The sequence below is a fragment of the Glycomyces sp. TRM65418 genome (genome assembly GCF_019710475.1).
In the GTDB taxonomy this organism is placed as follows: domain Bacteria; phylum Actinomycetota; class Actinomycetes; order Mycobacteriales; family Micromonosporaceae; genus Glycomyces.
Map to the genome: position 1 here is coordinate 17,732 of NZ_JAJFAX010000004.1, position 18,818 is coordinate 36,549.

At 71.3% G+C, this 18,818-nt stretch carries 14 protein-coding genes; 7 read left to right on the forward strand and 7 right to left on the reverse strand.

All coding sequences use genetic code 11. From position 1 onward, the window contains the following. Positions 1-99: 99 nt before the first annotated feature. The gene (locus K3N28_RS10455) at positions 100-1,497 is read left to right on the forward strand and encodes a cellulase family glycosylhydrolase (protein WP_228092475.1); all 1,398 of its coding nucleotides are present in this window, start codon (positions 100-102) and stop codon (positions 1,495-1,497) included. A 70-nt stretch (positions 1,498-1,567) separates the two neighbouring features. Here K3N28_RS10455 and K3N28_RS10460 read toward each other — a convergent pair whose 3' ends face one another. From K3N28_RS10460 to K3N28_RS10470, 3 genes are all read right to left on the reverse strand, one after another. Beyond that, positions 1,568-2,596, reverse strand: a complete 1,029-nt coding sequence (locus K3N28_RS10460; protein WP_228092476.1) for an SAM-dependent methyltransferase — start codon at positions 2,594-2,596, stop codon at positions 1,568-1,570. Between the two features lie 211 nt (positions 2,597-2,807). After that, the gene (locus tag K3N28_RS10465; protein WP_228092477.1) at positions 2,808-5,015 is read right to left on the reverse strand and encodes a glycogen debranching N-terminal domain-containing protein; all 2,208 of its coding nucleotides are present in this window, start codon (positions 5,013-5,015) and stop codon (positions 2,808-2,810) included. Continuing rightward, positions 5,012-6,205 (reverse strand): glycosyltransferase family 4 protein, encoded by a 1,194-nt coding sequence (locus K3N28_RS10470; RefSeq protein ID WP_374209748.1) that lies wholly within the window; start codon positions 6,203-6,205, stop codon positions 5,012-5,014. The genes K3N28_RS10465 and K3N28_RS10470 overlap by 4 nt, the downstream gene beginning before the upstream one ends. 441 nt (positions 6,206-6,646) lie before the next feature. Between K3N28_RS10470 and K3N28_RS10475 the strand changes: the two genes are divergently transcribed. Next, on the forward strand, positions 6,647-8,026 hold the full coding sequence (locus K3N28_RS10475) for a glycoside hydrolase family 43 protein (protein WP_228092479.1): 1,380 nt from the start codon (positions 6,647-6,649) through the stop codon (positions 8,024-8,026). A 164-nt stretch (positions 8,027-8,190) separates the two neighbouring features. Here the strand turns inward: K3N28_RS10475 and K3N28_RS10480 are convergent, their stop codons facing one another. Beyond that, positions 8,191-8,892: a TetR/AcrR family transcriptional regulator gene (locus K3N28_RS10480; RefSeq protein ID WP_228092480.1), complete on the reverse strand. Its 702-nt coding sequence runs from the start codon at positions 8,890-8,892 to the stop codon at positions 8,191-8,193. A 118-nt stretch (positions 8,893-9,010) separates the two neighbouring features. Here K3N28_RS10480 and K3N28_RS10485 point away from each other — a divergent pair, with 118 nt between their 5' ends. Further along, positions 9,011-10,558 (forward strand): MFS transporter, encoded by a 1,548-nt coding sequence (locus K3N28_RS10485; RefSeq protein WP_228092481.1) that lies wholly within the window; start codon positions 9,011-9,013, stop codon positions 10,556-10,558. Positions 10,559-10,654: 96 nt separating this feature from the next. On the opposite strand, the gene K3N28_RS10490 is transcribed toward K3N28_RS10485, so the two are convergent. Further along, positions 10,655-11,149 (reverse strand): hypothetical protein, encoded by a 495-nt coding sequence (locus K3N28_RS10490; protein WP_228092482.1) that lies wholly within the window; start codon positions 11,147-11,149, stop codon positions 10,655-10,657. Positions 11,150-11,296: 147 nt separating this feature from the next. Here K3N28_RS10490 and K3N28_RS10495 point away from each other — a divergent pair, with 147 nt between their 5' ends. After that, the gene (locus tag K3N28_RS10495) at positions 11,297-11,698 is read left to right on the forward strand and encodes a VOC family protein (RefSeq protein WP_228092483.1); all 402 of its coding nucleotides are present in this window, start codon (positions 11,297-11,299) and stop codon (positions 11,696-11,698) included. 93 nt (positions 11,699-11,791) lie between these two features. Here the strand turns inward: K3N28_RS10495 and K3N28_RS10500 are convergent, their stop codons facing one another. After that, positions 11,792-12,277, reverse strand: coding sequence for a GNAT family N-acetyltransferase (locus K3N28_RS10500; protein WP_228092484.1), 486 nt, complete (start codon positions 12,275-12,277; stop codon positions 11,792-11,794). Positions 12,278-12,418: 141 nt separating this feature from the next. Here K3N28_RS10500 and K3N28_RS10505 point away from each other — a divergent pair, with 141 nt between their 5' ends. Continuing rightward, the gene (locus K3N28_RS10505) at positions 12,419-14,101 is read left to right on the forward strand and encodes a metallophosphoesterase (protein WP_228092485.1); all 1,683 of its coding nucleotides are present in this window, start codon (positions 12,419-12,421) and stop codon (positions 14,099-14,101) included. Here the strand turns inward: K3N28_RS10505 and K3N28_RS10510 are convergent. After that, complete coding sequence (locus tag K3N28_RS10510) at positions 14,098-15,645, reverse strand: peptide MFS transporter (protein ID WP_228092486.1); 1,548 nt, start codon at positions 15,643-15,645, stop codon at positions 14,098-14,100. The genes K3N28_RS10505 and K3N28_RS10510 overlap by 4 nt on opposite strands. Positions 15,646-15,812: 167 nt before the next feature. Here K3N28_RS10510 and K3N28_RS10515 point away from each other — a divergent pair, with 167 nt between their 5' ends. Continuing rightward, a complete protein-coding gene (locus K3N28_RS10515; protein ID WP_228092487.1) occupies positions 15,813-16,751 on the forward strand; it encodes a hypothetical protein in 939 nt (312 codons plus the stop codon). 259 nt (positions 16,752-17,010) lie between these two features. Next, a complete protein-coding gene (gene groL, locus K3N28_RS10520; protein WP_228092488.1) occupies positions 17,011-18,639 on the forward strand; it encodes a chaperonin GroEL in 1,629 nt (542 codons plus the stop codon). The last annotated feature ends 179 nt before the right edge of the window (positions 18,640-18,818 follow it).

Below are 18,818 nucleotides of genomic sequence, written 5' to 3' on the forward strand. Positions count from 1 at the left end.
CTTCAATATAGTGGTTGGGAGCGCTTCCCCTCGGGAGGCGTTTCGTGCATCGAGCGGCCGTCGCCCCGGCGCCGCCCGACTGACCAGCGGAGGATCACCATGCAGCTAGACCGAAGACGACGGAGAACGGCGATCACCGGCGCGGCCGTCGCCGCCCTCGGCGCGAGTGCGCTGACGATCGTCGCAGCCCAGGGCGCCAGCGCCGCGGAAGGCTGCGACGTCGACTACCGCATCGTGAGCGACTGGAACTCGGGCTTCCAGGCCAACGTCAGCATCACCGCCGACGAGCCGATCAACGGCTGGACCGTCGAATGGGACTTCACCGGCGCCGTCTCCGGCATCAGCGCCTGGAACGTCACCGACCAGTCGCTCAGCGGCTCCCACTTCTCGGCCTCCGACGCCGGATGGAACGGCTCGATCGCCTCCGGCCAGACCCGCGAGGTCTTCGGCTTCACCGCCAGCGGCACCGCCGGGGACATCGCCAACGTCACCGTCAACGGCGTCAGCTGCGGCGAAGGCGACCCCGATCCGACCGATCCCGATCCGACCGATCCCGATCCGACCGACCCCGATCCGACGGACCCGCCCCCGGACGGCACCCCCGTCGAAGAGCACGGGCAGCTGCACGTCTGCGGCGCGAACATGTGCAACGAGCACGACCAGCCGATCCAGCTGCGCGGCATCTCCAGCATGTGGCTGCACTGGCAGACCCAGCCGTACGCCCAGAACCGCTCGGCGCTGGAGTGGATGCGCGACAACTGGAACATCGAGGTGTTCCGGGTCGCCATGGGCGTGGAGCCCGAGGGCGCCTACCTCTCCGAGCCCGACCGGTGGCGCGCCGAGGTCGAGACCGTCATCCAGAACGCGGCGGCCACGGGCGTGTACGTGATCGTCGACTTCCATGCGCACCACGCGCATGAGCACCGGTCCGAGGCGGTCGCGTTCTTCACCGACCTGGCCGACCGCTACGGTCACCTCCCGAACGTGATCTGGGAGCCGTACAACGAGCCGGAGCAGGTGTCCTGGAGCGGCACGGTCAAGCCGTACCACGAGGCCGTCGTGGCCGCGATCCGCGCGCAGGACCCGGACAACATCATCGTGCTCGGCTCCCCGACCTGGTCGCAGGACGTCGACGTGGCCGCCGCCGACCCGGTGTCCGGCACGAACCTGATGTACACGCTGCACTTCTACTCGTGCACGCACACCGCTTACCTGCGCGCCAAGGCCGACACGGCCATGAACGCCGGCCTGGCCCTGTTCGTCACCGAGTGGGGCGCCAGCCACGCCGACGGCGGGCTCGACGGGCGGGTGTGCCTCGACGAGGCGCAGCGCTGGATCGACTGGATGCGGGACAACCGGATCTCCTGGACGGCATGGAAACTGGACGTCGGCGACGACTCCACGAACCTGCTGTCGCCCGGGGCTCCCGTCACGGGCGGGTGGGACGGCCACCTGCACGGGCACGCGCCCTTCGTCATCGACAACCTGCCGCAGTGACGGCCGACTGAGACGCCGCCCGCCTGTAAGGGCGGGCGGCGTCGCGTCCCATGAGGACCGACCACCGCATTCAGCGCTGCTTGCGCAGCACGACCGTGACCTCGTTCCGGTTGTGCCGCAACTGCCTCGCGAACTCGATGTCGTAGCCCTCGCGAAGCACCGCGAACGACTGCTCGATCTGCGGGAGCACGCCGCGGTCGCCCGTCTTCAGGGTCGTGATCGCGAAGCCGCCCGGCTCGAGCAGGTGCAGGCTGTCGACCATGAGCCGGCTCGACCGGGTGGGGCTCATCTTCATGTCGTTGACGATGAGGTCGAACCGGTCCCGGCTGCTGCGCAGGAAGTTCCCGGCCGTCGTGCGCTCGTGGACCACGTCGGGCAGCCGCAGGACGCGCGGGTCGAGGTCGCCCGGGTCGACGGCAGTGGTGCGGAAGCCGCGGCTCGCGAGGATCCTGGTCCAACCGCCCGGCGCGGCGCCGTAATCCAGGGCGTCCTCGCCGAGATCGGCGGGGAACTCGTAGGTCTTGAACAGTTCTTCGAGTTTGAACTCGGCGCGCGACACCTGCTCGGGGGACCGCGAGAGGCGGATCTCCCCGCCCGGCCACGAACTGAGGCTGTCCTCGACGCGGTTGACGCCGACGACCGCGGTCTTCGGCGTGAAGCAGACCGACACCGCCACCGGGCTGCCGGCGCGGGAGACCCGGTAGCCGCGATCGCTCAGGAGCTGCGACGCGCGCTGCCGGGCGTCGTGCCGGTTGAAGTCATAGTGGACCTTGCCGCTGACCCAGAGCTGCAGCGCGATCAAGGGCTCGCTCGTCAGCTCCCGGATCGCGGCGTCGAGCGTGTCGACCACGGACGCCAGATCCGAGGCGGCGGGGTCGAACTCGGCGACCACGTTCGTCACGTGCCGGGTGAACAGCAGCGGGGTGCGCCGCACGAGCTCGGCCAGGTCCTTCGCGGTCGCGCCCTCGGTCTCGACGATCGCGGCCTCCGCCCCGACCCGGCGGACCGCCACGGCGTCGTCGACGCGGCGGAGCATCTCCTCTTTCGCGAGCGGGAAGGAGTCCTCCGCCATGGAGATCAATGACTGCCGAGACGCCATGCCGAACCCTTCGCCGCGATGCCGAGCCAGATGAACGACCAGGTCGTTCGCGGCCCGGCCGGGGCTGGTCAGTGTAGCCCAGCCGCCGCCGGCGGCGATCGCGTCGCAGACGGCGGGGGAGCGGGGACACCGGTGCCGATGCCCCCGCTCGGCGCCCTAGGCCTTGAGGAGCCGTTCGCTCAGTTCCCAGAGGCGCTGCGCCCACCCGGGATCACTCGTCGCCTTCGGCTCCGTCGATCCGCCTCCAGTCCTCCGGCAGGCCGGCCACTGCCACCCGGTCCGACGTGGCGTCGATTTCCACGTTGGCCGGGCCCAGGGACAGTTCGTGCAGCCGCACGCGGCTCCACCGTTCCGGCAGATGCGGCGCGAGGCGCAGCGTCCGCTTCGGCACGTTCGGCTCGAGGCCGAGCGCCGAGCGCACCAGCAGGAGCGGTGCGGCCGCCGCCCACGCCTGCGGCGAGCACGAGGTCGGATACGGCACGGGCGGGTCGAACCGCTCGCGGTCGAAGCCGCAGAACAGCTCCGGCAGCCGGTCCCCGAACGCCGAGGCGGCGTCGATCAGGCCGTTCAGCAGCCGGTGCGCGAGCGGCACGGCGCCGCGCAGATGCGCGTACCGCAGCAGCCCGGCCACCGCGATCGCCGTGTCGTGCGGCCACACGGATCCATTGTGGTAGCTCATGGGGTTGTACGCCCCCATGGCCTTCGACAGCGTCCGCAGCCCGTACCCGCTGAACATGTCGTCCGTCGCCAGGTGGTCGACGAGGATCTGCGCGTGCTCGTCCTCGGCGATGCCGGTCCACAAGGCGTGCGCGGCGTTGCTGGTCAATGCGTCCACCGGCCGCTTGTCGCGGTCGAGAGCGACGGCGTACCAGCCGCGGTCGGGCAGCCAGAACCGCTCCGCGAAGTCCTCCCGCAGCCGACTCGCGCGCTTGCGGCAGCGTTCGGCCGCCGCCGGATCGCCGAAGGACTCGGCCAGTTCGGCGCGCGCCCGCCACGCCGCGTACGCGTAACCCTGGACCTCGCACAGCGCCAAGGGCGTCCGGCCGATGCCGCCGTCGACGGCGTTGATCCCGTCGAAGCTGTCCTTCCAGCCCTGATTGGCCAGGCCCTGGTCGGTGGCCCGCTGGTACTCGATGAACCCGTCGCCGTCCCGGTCGCCGTATTCCTCCATCCAGGACAGCGCGGCGTCGGCCGCGGGCAGCAGCCGCTCCACCGTCCCGCGGTCGGCGCCCCACCGCCACACCTCGCCCAGCAGCATCACGAACAGCGGCGTGGCGTCCACGGTGCCGTAGTAGTGGTTGCCGCCGAGGATCTGCGCGCTCTCGGGCCCCAGCCGCAGCTCGTGCAGGATCCGGCCGGGCTCCTCCTCCGAGGTCGGCTCGACCTTCGTCCCCTGCGTCGCGGCGAGGTTCTGCAGCGTCCCGACGGCCAGGCCCAGGTCCAGCGGCAGGGTCATCCAGGCCGTGAGCAGGCTGTCGCGGCCGAACAGGGTCATGAACCACGGCGCGCCCGCCGCCACGAACGGCGTGCCCGTCCGGGGGTCGGCGATCTGGAGCGCCCCGAGGTCGGTCTCGGTGCGCGACAGCACCTTCGCCGTCGCCGGGTCGTCCACCTCGATCGGCGTGCTCTCCTGCCGCCAGGCCCGCAGCTTGCGGGCCGCCTCGCTGCTGTCGATGTGCTCGCCGCGCTCGAAGCCGGGCGTGATCCGCTGTCCGGCGACCACCGGCTCGGCCACGATCTCCGCCGACCACTGCCCGCGCGGCGGCACGACCACCCGCCAGCTCAGCGCGCCGGGCGTCGCGAGCGCGTCGACCGAGGTCGTGACGTGGAGCTGCCTGCCGACGTCCTGCCGGGAGGTCAGCCACAGCTCCGAACCGTCCGTCGCCATCTCGGCGCCGCCGTTCGCCGCGCGGCCCTCCTTGACGGCGAACAGGTCCGCGAAGTCCGCGTCGATGAACAGCGTGATCGCGCAGGCCGTGGCCTCCGCGCCGAGGTTCTCGACCGTGATCGTCTCGCGCAGCCCGTCGCCCACCAGGCGTTCCCGAACCAGCAGCAGCGTGCTGTCGTTCTGCCTGGTGAGCGGCGGGCGGCGGCCGACGAACCGGGCCGCGAAGGCCTCCTTGCCGAGCACGGTCAGGGGCTGGACCGGATGGCCGTCCAGATGCAGCTGCCAGCGCGACAGCACCCGGGCGTCCCGCACGAACAGGCCCTGCGCCCCGCCGGGCGTGACGTCCCCGGAGCGGTCGGACAGGCAGAACGTCGTCCCCTCGACGAGGGTGATGACCTCGCCGTCCCGGCCCGTCAGCACCGGTTCTCCCGCGTTGAGCGCCTGGGGTGCGACCGCGGGGTGGGCCGGGGTGGCGATCGCCTCCGGCGCGGGCTCGGGACGGCCCGGCGCCGATTCGTCGGCTCGCGTCATGCCGCGTCCACCGCGCCTTCCCGGTCCGCGAGCGCCGGACCGGTCTCGGTGCGCTCGACGGCGCGCATCAGCCGCCGCCCTTCGTCGAACCGCCGGTCGAGGCCGGCGTCGAGGTCGCCGTACTCGCGCCGGAGCCGGTCGAGCGGGTCGGCGATCGCCTTGGCGCGCAGCGCGTCCCGGTACACCGCCTCGTACCCCTCGCCCAGTCTGGCGACGTCGAAGTGCTCGACCACCCGCGCCCGGCAGGCCTCCGGGTCGATCTCGTCCAACCGCGCGATGGCGCCCGGCAGTTCGGCGGGGTCCTCGCACACGAACCCGGTGACGCCGTCGACGACGATCTCCGGCACGGCCCCGCCGCGCAGCGCGACCACCGGGGTGCCGCAGGCCATGGACTCGATCATCACCATGCCGAACGGCTCCTCCCAGCGCACCGGCATCAGCAGGCAGCGGGCGTTCGCGAGCAGCCGCCGCTTGGCGACCGCGTCCGCGACGCCGTAGACCTGGTCGGCGTCGGTCAGGCGCGGCTCGACCTCGCGTTCGAAGTAGTCCTTCTCGATCGGCTCGGCGCACTTGCCCGCGAGGATCAACGGCATCCCGGCGGCGTGCGCGGCCTCCAGCGCCAGGTGCGGGGCCTTGTCCGGGTGGAACCGGCCCAGGAACAGCGCGTAGCCGTCGTGGTCGGCGCGGAACGGGAAGGTGTCGGTGCGGACGGCGTTGTGCACCATGCCCGCCCAGCGGAGGTCCGGCGCGAGTTCGCGCTGCCGCTCGCTGATCGCGACGAGGTCGATGTCGGAGCCGACGGCCTGGTAGAAGCGGAGCAGGTCCTCCTCGACCGGGCCGTGCATCGTGACCACGGTGGGCAGGCCGAGCGCGGCGTAGCTCGACGCGTTGAGCGGGCCCGCGCACGTGTGCTCGTGCACGATGTCGAGGCCGGGCCCGGCCGCGAGCTCGGCCACGGCCTTGCGGGTGAGGGCGGCGTGCAGGATCTCCGGCATGGGTTCGCCCAGGCGTTCGGGGATCGGGAGCGGCCAGACCGGCACGAGTTCGGCGCCCGTGCCGGTGGTGGTGCCGGCGCCGATGAGCGTGACCTCGTGGCCGCGCGCGATCAAGGAGTCGGTGAGGTCCGCGACCACGGATTCGACGCCGCCGTACGCGCGGGGCGGGATCTCGAAGTAGGGCGGGACGACCATCGCGATCCGGAGCGGTCGGTGCTCCTCGTCGAGCGCCGCGTCCGGGAGCGGGCTGAGCACCGGCTCCGGGGTGCGGTCGGTCGTCGGATCCAACATGCCAGTGAACACAGCTACCTCCCAGTACAGAGACGTCAACTGCTCCCGAGCCAGCGCGGTCGCCTTCGGCCGCGCACGCCCGAAAGCGGGCGTCGACCCGGATTAGCACTCATGCACATAGAGTGCTAACACAGGCGCGTTCGCCAGGGCAAGCACTGGAATTAGGGATGCACGTCACACTCTAATCGGATATCGGCTTCGACATGCGGATATCGAAGGTCTTGACTTTATTGGTGCGGTTGGACACACTGGGCCGAAGCCATGATGTTAGCGATCACTTCCGATTCGCGCCGGTCCCTCGGTCCCCTCGATCCGCGCCGTTCCCTCACCGCAGAAAGGCCGACCATGCCCTCACGTCGCACACTCCTCACCACTGCGATGGCGTCCGCCGTCGCCGCCGCGATCGCCGCGCCGAACGCGGCGCACGCGCAGTCCTATGCGGCCTATGCGATGGCGTATTTCAAGGAGTCGCCGGACATGACCGACGACAGCTACGCCCTCCACCTCGCCGTCAGCCGCGACGGTCTCGACTGGACGCCGCTCAACCAGAACCGCCCCGTCGCCACCCCCACCGCCGGCATGCAGGGCCTGCGCGACCCGTTCGTCCTCCGCAGGCAGGACGGCGCCTTCGTCGTCCTCGCCACCGACCTGAAAGGACGGGTGTTCAACCTCGACAACCAGTACCTCCACGTCTGGGACTCGCCCGACCTCCGCGGCTTCACCGGCTACCGGCGGGTCCGCCTGCACGACATGGCGACCCACACCTGGGCCCCCACCGCGTTCTGGGACCCCGCCCGGGGCCGCTACGCGGTCGTCTACTCGGCCTACAACGGCACCCGCGACGTCCTCATGGTCAACTACACCGCCGACTTCGTGAACATGGGCGCCGCGCAGGTCTTCTTCGACCCCGGCTTCAACGTGCTCGACGGCGACGTCCTCGTCCACAATGGCGCGTTCTACCTCGCCTACAAGAACATGGCCGACGGCAACCTCTACGTCTCCCGCTCGACCACCGGTCAACCCGGCACCTTCACGACCCTCACCGGCGGCCTGCGCCAGGGCGGCGCCATCGAGGCCCCGATCCTCGTCAAGTCCAACAGCGCCAACGCGTTCTGGCTGTGGGGCGACTCCTTCGTCCCCGACAACGCCGTCTTCTACGCCTGGCGCTCGTCCGACATCAACGGCGGCGGTTGGACGCCGCTCGACCAGCGCGACTACACCGCCCCGATCAGCAGCAAGCACGCCGGGATCCTCCCGATCACCGAGGCCGAACGCGCCGCGCTCGTCACCCGCTGGGGTGCGCCGCAGTGGAACCGGCTGAAGTCCTACAACTTCCCCTCCCGCTTCGTGCGCCACGCCGGCGGCATCGGCCGGATCGATCCGTATCCGATGGAGCCGCCCGCCGACCAGCAGTGGCGGCTGCGCGCGGGGCTGGCCGACGCGAGCGGCGTCTCGTTCGAGTCGGTGAACCTGCCCGGCCGGTTCCTGCGCCATTCCGGCTACGCGATGCGGCTCGACGCGAACGACGGCACGTCGCAGTTCGCCGCCGACGCCACCTTCCACCGCGTCGCGGGCCTGGCCGACGCCGCCTGGAGCTCGTTCCGGTCCCACAACTTCCCGGACCGCCATCTCCGCCATTCGGGCTACGCGCTGCGGATCGACCCGATCACCGGCGGCTCGTCCGCGACCGACCGCCAGGACGCCACCTTCAAGGTCACGTCGTAAGGACCCCGTGCGGCGTCCACGCGGCGGCGGGCGCGAAGCAGCCGAGTGCGCTTGCCGGACGGCCCTTCCGGCGGCGGTCCGACACGACCCCGAGCGAATACCGCGACCGCTTCCGGGCCGGACCGAGGAAGACCGCGGTCTGATCCGGCTCGGCCGAACCGGCGTCACGACGCCGCCCGGCCCGGCGGCGGCTGCTCGATGGTCACGTGGTGGGCCCCGCCGCTGTCGCGGTGCTCGCGTTCCAACGCCTCGCTGTGCGCCAGCAGCGCGTCGAAGTCGACGGCCGCGCCCCGGCACAGGGTCTCGATGACCTGCTCGGCGCCCTCGTCGCTCAAGTGCCGGCCGAAGAGCGCCCGGTAATGCGCGAACGAGGCGATGACGTCGAGGAGCTGCTCCACGTCGACGTCGCTGCGCAGGTCCCCGCGCTCCACGGCGCGCACCAGCGTCTCCCGGACGGCCCTCCGCGACGGCTCGATGACGGCGCGCAGGTACCACCGGTGCAGCTCGGGGTCCCGGATGCACTCGGAGTACAACGCACCGAACACCTCCGGCCGGATCGTCCGGTACGCGGCGAGGAAGACCGTGAAGCTGTCGCCGATGTCGCACAGGGTGCAGCCGGTGTCGGGCGGGGACGGCGTGTCGAGCCGGCTCTCGACGGCCGCCAGCACCAGCGCCGCCCGCCCGGGCCAGCGCCGGTAGATCGCCGGCCGCGAGGTCCCCGCCCGGCGCGCGACCTCCCCCAGACTGATCCCCAGGTAGCCGACCTCGTCCAGCAGCTCCAACGTGGACGCCGTCACGGCGGCGTCGATGTGGGCGTCCCGGGGCCGGCCCCCGGACCGGTCTGCAGCACTGTGGTCTCCGGCCATGGTCCCCAGCCTACGCCCCGCGTTACAGGCCGACTCGTAACCGTTGTCACCTTGAAGACGGCCCTGGGCAGTGTTACGTTACGAATTGAAACGTAATCTCGTGCCGAGGCAGGTTCCGATGACGACTGCGACCCTTCCCGAATCCGACCGTGCGACCGCCAGGGAATGGGCCGGGCTGGCGCTGCTGACGATGCCGATGCTCGCCCTGGCGACCGACCTGACGGTCCTGTTCTTCGCGCTGCCCACCCTCAGCGCCGATCTGGAACCCAGCGCCACCCAGACGCTGTGGATCACCCACGTCTACGGCTTCCTGCTCGCCGGATTCCTGCTCACCTCCGGCCGGGCGGGCGACCGCATCGGCCCCCGCCGCCTGATGCTGATCGGTTCCGCGGCCTTCGCGGCGCTGTCCGTGGCGGCGGCGTTCTCGCCGAACGCCGAGACGCTGATCGGCGTCCGGGCGGCCCTCGGCATCGCCGGGGCCTCGCTGATGCCGTCGCTCTTCGCGCTGCTGCGCACCATGTTCCGCGACGAGACGCAACGGCGCCTGGCCATCGCGATCCTCTTCAGCACCTTCACCGTCGGCGGCGCCGTCGGTCCGGTGCTCGGCGGGGCGCTCCTGGAGTACCACTGGTGGGGCTCGGTCTTCCTCGTCAACGTCCCGCCCCTCCTCCTGCTGCTGGCCGGCGGGACCAGGCTGCTTCCCGAACGCGCCGAACGCAACCGATCCCGCATCGACCTCTTCAGCGTGGGGCTCTCGGTGGTCGGCCTCCTGGCCGTCGTCTACGGCCTGCAGGAGCTCGCCGCCAGTCAGCAGGCCGGGCGCGGCGCGGTCTGGCCCCACCTCCTGTGCGTCGTCGCCGGGGCGGGCGTCCTGGGGCTGTTCGTGCGGCGGCAGCGGCGCATCGACGAGCCGCTGTTCGACCTGGGCGTGCTGCTCGGCCGGCGCACGGCGGTGCCGCTGGCGACGCTGGTGCTCATGGGCATCAGCGTCACGGGCATGTTCTACCTGTTCACGCAGTACCTGCAGTGGGTCGGCGGGCTCTCGCCGCTGCGCGCGGGGCTGTGGACGCTGCCGTTCATCGTCCTCAACATCACCGGAGCGCTGCTCGTGCCGGGCCTCGCCCGGCGGCTGCGGCCGGCCGTGGTCGTCGCGGGCGGGCTGGCCGTCGCGGCCGTGGGGGCCGGACTGTTCTCCCTCGCCACGGGCGCCGATGCCGGCCTGCCCTGGGTGGTGGCGTCCGTGTCCGTGGTCGGTTTCGGTCAGGGCTGCGCCGCGGCGTTGGTCTCGGACCTGATCATCTCCGGCGTCCCGGAGGCGCAGACCGGTTCCGCGGCCTCCGCTCAGGAGGTCGGGGGTGAACTCGGCACCGCGCTCGGCATCGCCGCAGGCGGCACGGTCGGTGTGGTCGCCTACCGCCGTTCGCTGGACGCCGACATGCCCGCGGGCGTCTCCGAGAGCGCCGGCGAGGCCGCGAAGGCCAGCGTCCACGAGGGAACCGAAGTCGCGGAGGGGCTGGCCACCGGCGGCGCGCGGCTCCTCGGCGCGGTCCACGACGCCGTGAGCTTCGGCCAGCAGGTCTATGCGGGCGTCGGCGGCGTCGTCCTGGCCCTCACCGCAGCCGTGGTGATCGTCCTCCTCGTCGAGCGGCCCGACCGCACGAGGTGAGCGTTCGGCGCCGCACGTCGGACCGGAGCGGCTGCCGGGCCCCGCCGCGGGCGTCCCGGCACGCCGCCCCCTCGTGCGTGCGCCCCCGTTCGACGGCTAGATCGCCTGGACGGTCTCGAAGGTGCCGTCGCCGTCCGTGTCCGCGGCGTACGTGTCCAGGAAGCCGTCGCCGTCCGTGTCGGCTTCGGTGGTGTCGACCCACCCGTCGTTGTCGGTGTCGGTGGCGTACGTGTCGAGGTACGTGTCGCCGTCGGTGTCGAGCAGCAGGGTCTCGGAATAGCCGTCCGCGTCGGTGTCCGTCGCGACCGTGTCCACCCAGCCGTCGCCGTCAGTGTCGGACTCGATGGTCTCGTTGTAGCCGTCGCCGTCCGTGTCGTAGGAGACCGACTCGTTCACCCCGTCGCCGTCGATGTCGGTGTCGGCGACGGTGGTGTAGACGTCGTCCGAGGAGGTGTCATCGGCGTAGGCGTCCTCGGTGTACGTGTCGTCGGTGTAGGAGGTCGAGTCCTCGGCGGTGAAGTCGTCGGTCGGCTCGGTCCCGTACTCGTCCGTGGTGAAGTCCTCTTCGACCGTGGAGTCGTATTCGCTCATGGCGGTTCCAACCTCGAGTGTGAGAAGTGTCCGGTGCTTACGGGAAGCACCATAGAACCCGCCTGCAAGCCGGGCGCTTTCAGGACGCGGGAACGCGACCGCCGGGCATCGTCATGTCGGCGCGGCGGCCGGGGTTAGCCTGCACTCATGACCGCTCCACGACTCTCCTTGACCGCCGTCACGATCGGCGCCCCCGACCCGCGCGCCCTCGCCGACTTCTACTCCCGCCTGCTGGGGCGGCCGGTGACGACCGAGCACGGGCCGGGCCCGGGCGAGCCGCCCGAAGCCGGATGGGCGCAGATCGCGTCGCCCGACGCGTCCGCCCCGAGCCTGGCCTTCGAATACGAGCACTGCTGGCAGGCGCCGGTCTGGCCCGCCGAACCGGGCCGGCCCGTCGCGACCCAGCACCTCGACATCCAGGTCGACGACCTCGACGCCGCAGTCGAACACGCGGTCGCCGAAGGCGCGACCCCGGCCGCGAGCCAGCCGCAGCGCGACGTGCGGGTCCTCTTCGACCCGGCCGGCCACCCGTTCTGCCTCTTCCTCTAGGGCCTCGGCCCCCGGCAGGTCCGCCCGCTCGGGTCGCGGGCCGCCCGCGCCCTCGACCGGTCGGCATCGTTCGGGAGCCGCGGCGTCGGCGGTTCAGGAGTCCATGCGGCGGCGGGTGTTCAGGCGCATCGCCGGTTCCTCGGAGACCGTGAACCCGAGTTCCCGGTACAGGCCCTCGCCCGGCTTGGAGGCCAGCAGCTCGATCACGGTCACGCTCTGGTCCTCGAACCAGTCGAGCAGCGCCGACGTGCACGCCCGGCTGTGCCCGCGTCCCCGCCACCGCGGGTCGGTGACGACGTTGAAGACCCAGCCGTACCGCCCCGACGGGTTCCCCGGGTTCGGCAGCCGCTCGCTGATCACACCGGTCGCGCAGGACGCCAGCGCGCCCGAGCCGTCCGGGGCGTCGATCACGGTGACCGCCATCGTCGGCTTCGGCTCGTCCAGGCGGCGGTGCAGGATCGCGGCGGTCTCGGCCTTCCATCCGGTGTCGGTCGTGTCGAACCAGGGCGCGAGCAGGATCTCGCGGAGCCGGACGATCTCATCGATGTCGCCGAGGTCGGCGTGGCGCGCAGTCGTCATGCGGGGAGCCTACGACGCCCCGCCGCGTCCGCCGAACGCGTTGTCGCCGCATGCCGGGCCCGAGGCGGACGCGGCGTGAGCCGTGACCGGGAGTGACCGACCGGGTTCCGTCGGCGCGCGGAACGTGCCATGATGGCCTCTATGTCCCACCGCCCCAACGACCTCAGCCCCGAGCAGCTCCGCTTCTCCCCGCAGGGGCCGGTGCGCTGGCTCTCGCCCCGGACCCTGCTCGACACGAGCATGCGGTTCGGACTCGCCCGGCTCTTCGGGGGCTACGTCGACAAGCGCGAGATCATCGGCGGCCGGCGCCAGGAGGTCTTCGACCACACCGCCGCCGAGGAGCTGTGGATCGACTACGTGGCCGACATCGGCGACGGCTTCAACGCCACCTACTCGATCGCGTACCTCATGGCCCAGGACCACCTCGAGGTCGGCGGCGAGCGCCTGCCGCGCGGGTCGATCCTCGTCATGGGCGGCGATGAGGTGTACCCGGCGGGGGACTGGCTCGAGTACGAGCAGCGCACCAAGGGCCCCTACGAGGCCGCGAATCCCGGGCATCCGGTGTCCCTGTACGCGATCCCGGGCAACCACGACTGGTTCGACGGCCTCACCGCGTTCGCCCGCCAGTTCACCGAGGGCCGGGCGATCGGCGGCTACCGCACCTTCCAGAAGCGCTCCTATTTCGCGCTGGAGCTGCCGCACCGCTGGTGGCTGTTCGCAGTGGACGCCCAGTTCGACACGCACCTGGACCAGAACCAGATCGAGTACTTCCGCCGCGCGGCCGAGCGGATGCGCGAGGGCGACCAGGTGATCCTGTGCGTACCGCAGCCCTCGTGGCTGTGGACCGAGGACGACCCGCACTCCTTCGACCGGATCGACCACTTCATCCGCGACGTGATCGCCGCGCGGGGCGCGCGCGTGCCGCTCGTGCTCACCGGCGACCGGCACCACTACGCGCACTACGAGGAGGTCGACGGCAGCCGCCACATGATCACCGCCGGGGGCGGGGGCGCGTACCTCTCGCCCACGCACGACCTGCCCGAGGAGCTGACGGCCCCGCGGAAGTCGATCCCCGAGCCCAACGCGCGCGAGCGGTGCTACCGGCTCACGGAGGTCTACCCGTCGAAGGCGAAGTCGATGGGCTACGCGCTCGGGATCTTCGGGCGGCTGCCGTGGCTGAACAAGGGCTTCGTGGCGCTCATGGCGGTCATCGCCCTCATCGCGACGGTGTGCATCATGGAGGGCACGGGCCCGTTCGTGGCCGTCGCCGCCGTGCTGCTGGGCGCGGGCGTCGGCTTCGCCCACCCCGGCGAGGGCCGGCGCGCCACCCGGCACTACGCGCTCGGGGCGCTGCACGGCGCGGCGCAGGTGGGCCTGGCCTGGGGCGGGGCGTGGTTCCTCAACTCGCTCGAGGAGGTGAACCTCTGGACCTACCTGGCGTACCTGCCCGTGGCCGGACTCGTGGGCACGTGGATCGTGGGCCTCTACCTGGTCGTCGCGAACCGCTTGGGCGTCAACACGAACGAACTGTTCGCGGGCATGTCGGTGATCGACCAGAAGTGCTTCCTGCGGATCCGGATCGACCGGAGCGGCGCGACGGTCTACCCGATCGGCCTCGACCGGGTGGGCCGCCGCTGGGTCGCCGACCCCGAAGGGGGCGAGAGCGACCCGTGGATCAAACCGGCCGAGCCGCTCAAGCCGCGCCTGATCGAGCCGGGCTTCGCCGCCCTGCACCCGGGGCCGCGCAGCGACGAGCCGCCGCCGCAGAGCCCGATGCGCCGCCTGGTCGCCCAGGCCGAGGCGTGGTTCAACGGCCGCGGTTAGCCGCGCCCCTCGAACTCCTGCTCCGGCGGCACCGCCAGCGGCGCGCCCGAGCCGTGCCCGCCCCGGCCCATGAGCCGGTGCAGGGCGGGGCTGCACAGGGCCAGCACGATCGAGGTGAGGATCGCGACCCCCGCGAGGAGGTAGAAGAACCACTGCTCGCCGACCGCGGGGACCAGGAACTTGTACGCCTGCCCGCCCAGCGGCGTGCCCACCGCCGGACCGAGGAACCACACGCCCATCATCTGCCCCTTGAGGCTGGAGGGCGCCAGCTGCGTCGTCACGCTCAGTCCGACGGGCGAGACGCACAGCTCGCCGAACGTGAGCAGCAGGTACACCCAGGCCATCCAGCCGAGCGCGATGAGGACGCCGGTGTCGGCCCGGCCCTGGAGCCAGCCGAGGAAGACGTACGCGAAGCCGACGAGGAACACGCCGCTCGCGAACTTGTAGGCGGCGCCGAAGCGCGAGCCCGTCCACACCCACAGCGCCCCGAAGAGCGGCGAGAAGACCAGGATGAAGATCGAGTTGAAGTTCTGCACCCCGCCCGCGGGCAGGTGGAAGCCCCACGAGTCGAGGTCCACGGACGAGTCGGCGAACGCGGTCAGCACCGAGCCCATCTGCAGGTAGAGCATCCAGAACACGACCGAGGCGATGAACAGGCCCACGTACGCGCGCAGGCCCGCGCGCTCGGCGGCGGTGATCCCCTTGGCCTGGCTGAAGATGTAGACGAAGTACCAGACGGCGGCGCCGATCGAGAGGCCCGTCACCACCGTGGGGACGGTGGCGAGGGTGAGGGTCCCCGTGGAGGCCCAGATCGCGACGGCGACGGCGGTGACGGCGATCGCGATCGCCAGGACCCGCGTCACCTGCTTCTTCTCGGCGTCGTTCAACGGCCGGGCGGGCCCGATCCCGGCGTTCGTCAGCCGCGGCCAGCCGCGCACGTACCACAGCAGGCCCAGCGCCATGCCGACGGCGGCGGCGCCGAAGCCGAGGTGCCAGCGGTCCTCCCCGGCCAGGTACGGGGTGATGAGGATGCCGAGGAACGCGCCGAGGTTGATGCCCATGTAGAACACGGAGAACCCGGCGTCGCGGCGGGCGTCGTCGTCCCCGTCGTAGAGCTTGCCGACCATCACCGAGATGTTCGGCTTCAGCAGGCCCGAGCCGACCACGACCAGGAACAGCCCGAAGAACACCGTCGCCGGGTTCTCGACGGGAACGGCCATCGACAGGTGCCCGCACATGATGACGATGCCGCCGATGAGCACCCCGCGCCGGGGCCCGAGGATCCGGTCGGCCAGCCACCCGCCCGGCAGCGCCGTCAGGTACACCAGCCCCGAGTAGAGGGACGCGATCGGGACCGCCACGGTCGCGTCGAGCCCGAGGCCGTTCTGCGCCAGCGACGCGGTGAGGAACACCAGCAGGATGCCCTGCAGCCCATAGAAACTGAACCGTTCCCACATCTCGGTGCCGAACAGGACGGCCAGACCGCGCGGGTGCCCGAAGAAGGTCCGCTCGCGGCCGACGAGGGGGCGGTCAGGTTGGGACATCGGCGCTCCCGGGTTCGCAGCGACCGGCGCGACGTGCGCCGATACCTGCGTACCGTAATGGCTCTCCGCGCCGCGGGGGAGGAGAACGCGCGATCCTGTCATCCCCGAATTGATGCGATGGCGCCGTTTGTCTGATATATACCCTCGGCTGGTCTACGATCCGGCCTATGAGCGATGATCCGTACTGGAACCCCGGCCGGACGGGCGAGCCCTCGGGCCGTTTCAACGGCGGCGACCCCCTCGTGACCGACACGTTCGAGGGCTGGTGGCACGCCTCGATGGACGTGGTGCAGCGGTCCTGGCGCACCGTCGGGCTCATCCTCCTCATCGGCGTGGTCCTGCCGCGCTGGATCCTCGGCGCCTTCAACAACAACGTGCGCGCGCCCGAGTCCGACGTGGTCGTCACCGACTGGGGCGCGTGGGTCCGCGAGTACTCCCCGGGCGCCGCGGCCGGCGTCATCGGCGCGATCCTCACCCTGGCGGTGCTGTACGTGGCCGGATCGGCCGCGCTCGCGGCGGTGCGCACCGCCGCCGCCGAAGCCGCCGGCGGGTTCCTCGCCCTCGGGGAGGCCTTCTCCTTCGGGTTCAAGCGCGGCCGGAGGTTCTTCCTGTGGCTGCTGCTCGCCTGGCTCACCGTCAGCGTGGGCCTCGTGCTGTGCGTCCTGCCGGGCCTGTGGGCGATCTTCGCGCTCAGCCTCATGGCCCCCGCCGCGGTCTTCGAGGCCCGCCGCAGCCCTTACGCCCGCTCGATCCGGCTGACGCACTCGGCGTTCTGGCCCGCCTTGGGCCGCATCGTCATCGTCGTGCTCGTCGCCGTCGCCGCGAACGTCGTCATCGCGCTGGCGGGCCTGCTCCTGGCCGGCGTCTGGCACGCCCTGTTCGCGCCGTGGCTGGCCGCGGTCCTCACCGTCCTGACGGAGGCGATCATGTCGCTGCTGCTGCTCGTGCCGATGATCTGGATCCTCGCCGCGTCGCTGTGCACCTACGCGTGGCTGCGGGGCCGGGCCGAACCGGTCTCGTCCACGTCGCTGTCGGCCGAGGCCTCCGGCACCGCCGTGGACTCCGCCGATCCGGGCGAGCCGGGGCACCCGGCCCCCGGCCGGTGAGCCCGCGAACGGACCTGTCGAGGACGCCGGGGCGCGCGCCCCGGCGTCCTCGTTTCTCGCCCGCGCTCTTCACCACTTGTTTCGCGCCCCGGATTGGCACTCTCAAGGCGAGAGTGCTATACCTGGTTTTGGCACTCGCCGCTGGGGAGTGCTAACCGCTAAGAACGCGATGAGGTGGTCGAGCCTGCTCAGGCTCACCGTCGCGGGGATGCCGCCTCACCGTCGACCACGAACGTTATCCGAAAGGAAGCCATCAACCATGGCGAAGATGATCGCATTCGACGAGGAGGCTCGCCGCGGGCTGGAGCGGGGCATGAACACCCTCGCCGAAGCCGTCAAGGTGACCCTCGGCCCGAAGGGCCGCAACGTGGTGCTGGACAAGAAGTGGGGCGCCCCCACGATCACCAACGACGGTGTCTCCGTCGCCAAGGAGATCGAGCTGGAGGACCCCTACGAGCGCATCGGCGCCGAGCTGGTCAAGGAGGTCGCGAAGAAGACCGACGACGTCGCCGGTGACGGTACGACCACCGCGACCGTGCTCGCCCAGGCCCTCGTGAAGGAAGGCCTGCGCGCCGTCGCCGCGGGCGCCAACCCGATCGCCATCAAGAAGGGCATCGAGAAGGCCGTCGCCGCCGTCGTTGAGCACCTCCAGTCCTCGGCCACCGAGGTCGACACCGAGGAGCAGATCGCCAACACCGCTTCGATCTCGGCCGGCGACGCCACCGTCGGCGCCATCATCGCCGAGGCGATGGAGAAGGTCGGCAAGGAAGGCGTCATCACCGTCGAGGAGTCGAACACGTTCGGCCTCGACCTGGAGCTCACCGAGGGCATGCGCTTCGACAAGGGCTACCTGTCCGGTTACTTCGTGACCGACCAGGACCGCATGGAGGCCGTGCTCGAGGAGCCCTACATCCTCGTGGCCAACCAGAAGATCTCCGCGGTCAAGGACCTGCTGCCGACGCTGGAGAAGGTCACCCAGACCGGCAAGCCGCTCCTGATCATCGCCGAGGACGTGGACGGCGAAGCCCTCCCGACCCTCGTGGTGAACAAGATCCGCGGCATCTTCAAGTCGGCGGCCGTCAAGGCCCCCGGCTTCGGCGACCGCCGCAAGGCCATGCTCGGCGACATCGCCATCCTCACCGGCGGCCAGGTCATCTCCGAGGAGATCGGCCTCAAGCTGGAGAACACCGACCTGTCGCTGCTGGGCCAGGCCCGCAAGGTCGTCATCACCAAGGACGACACCATCATCGTCGACGGCGGCGGCGAGGAAGAGGCGATCCAGGGCCGGATCAACCAGATCCGCGCCGAGATCGAGAACTCCGACTCCGACTACGACCGCGAGAAGCTGCAGGAGCGCCTGGCGCGCCTGGCCGGCGGCGTGGCCGTCATCAAGGTCGGCGCGGCCACCGAGGTCGAGCTCAAGGAGCGCAAGCACCGCGTCGAAGACGCCGTGCGCAACGCCAAGGCCGCGGTCGAAGAGGGCATCCTCCCCGGCGGCGGCACCGCGCTGGCCCAGGCCGGCGCGATCGCCTTCGAGAAGATCGAGGCCGAGGGCGACGAGGCCACCGGTGTGGAGATCGTGCGCCGCTCGCTGGGCGCCCCGCTCCGCGCCATCGCCGAGAACGCCGGCCTCGAGGGCGGCGTCGTGGTGGAGAAGGTCCGCGGCCTGCCCGCGGGCGAGGGCCTGAACGCCGCGACCGGCGAGTACGTGAACATGCTGGCCGCCGGCATCCCGGACCCGGCCAAGGTCACCCGCTCGGCGCTGCAGAACGCCGCGTCGATCGCCGCGCTGTTCCTGACCACCGAGGCCGTCGTCGCCGACGCCCCGGAGAAGGAGAACGCCGGTGGCGGCGCGCCCGACATGGGCGGCATGGGCGGCATGATGTAAGCAGCCCCGTTCAGGGACTGCGCACTCAGGCCGACTGAGTACTGCGAGGGAGGACCGCTCACGGTAGAGTGAGTGGTTCTCCCTTTCTCTGTACTGGCTGCCAGTGCAGACGGCGCAAGCCACTGCGCTAGCGCGGCATACCATCCCTTCCAGGGACGGTATGCCGCGTCGGCGCCGCC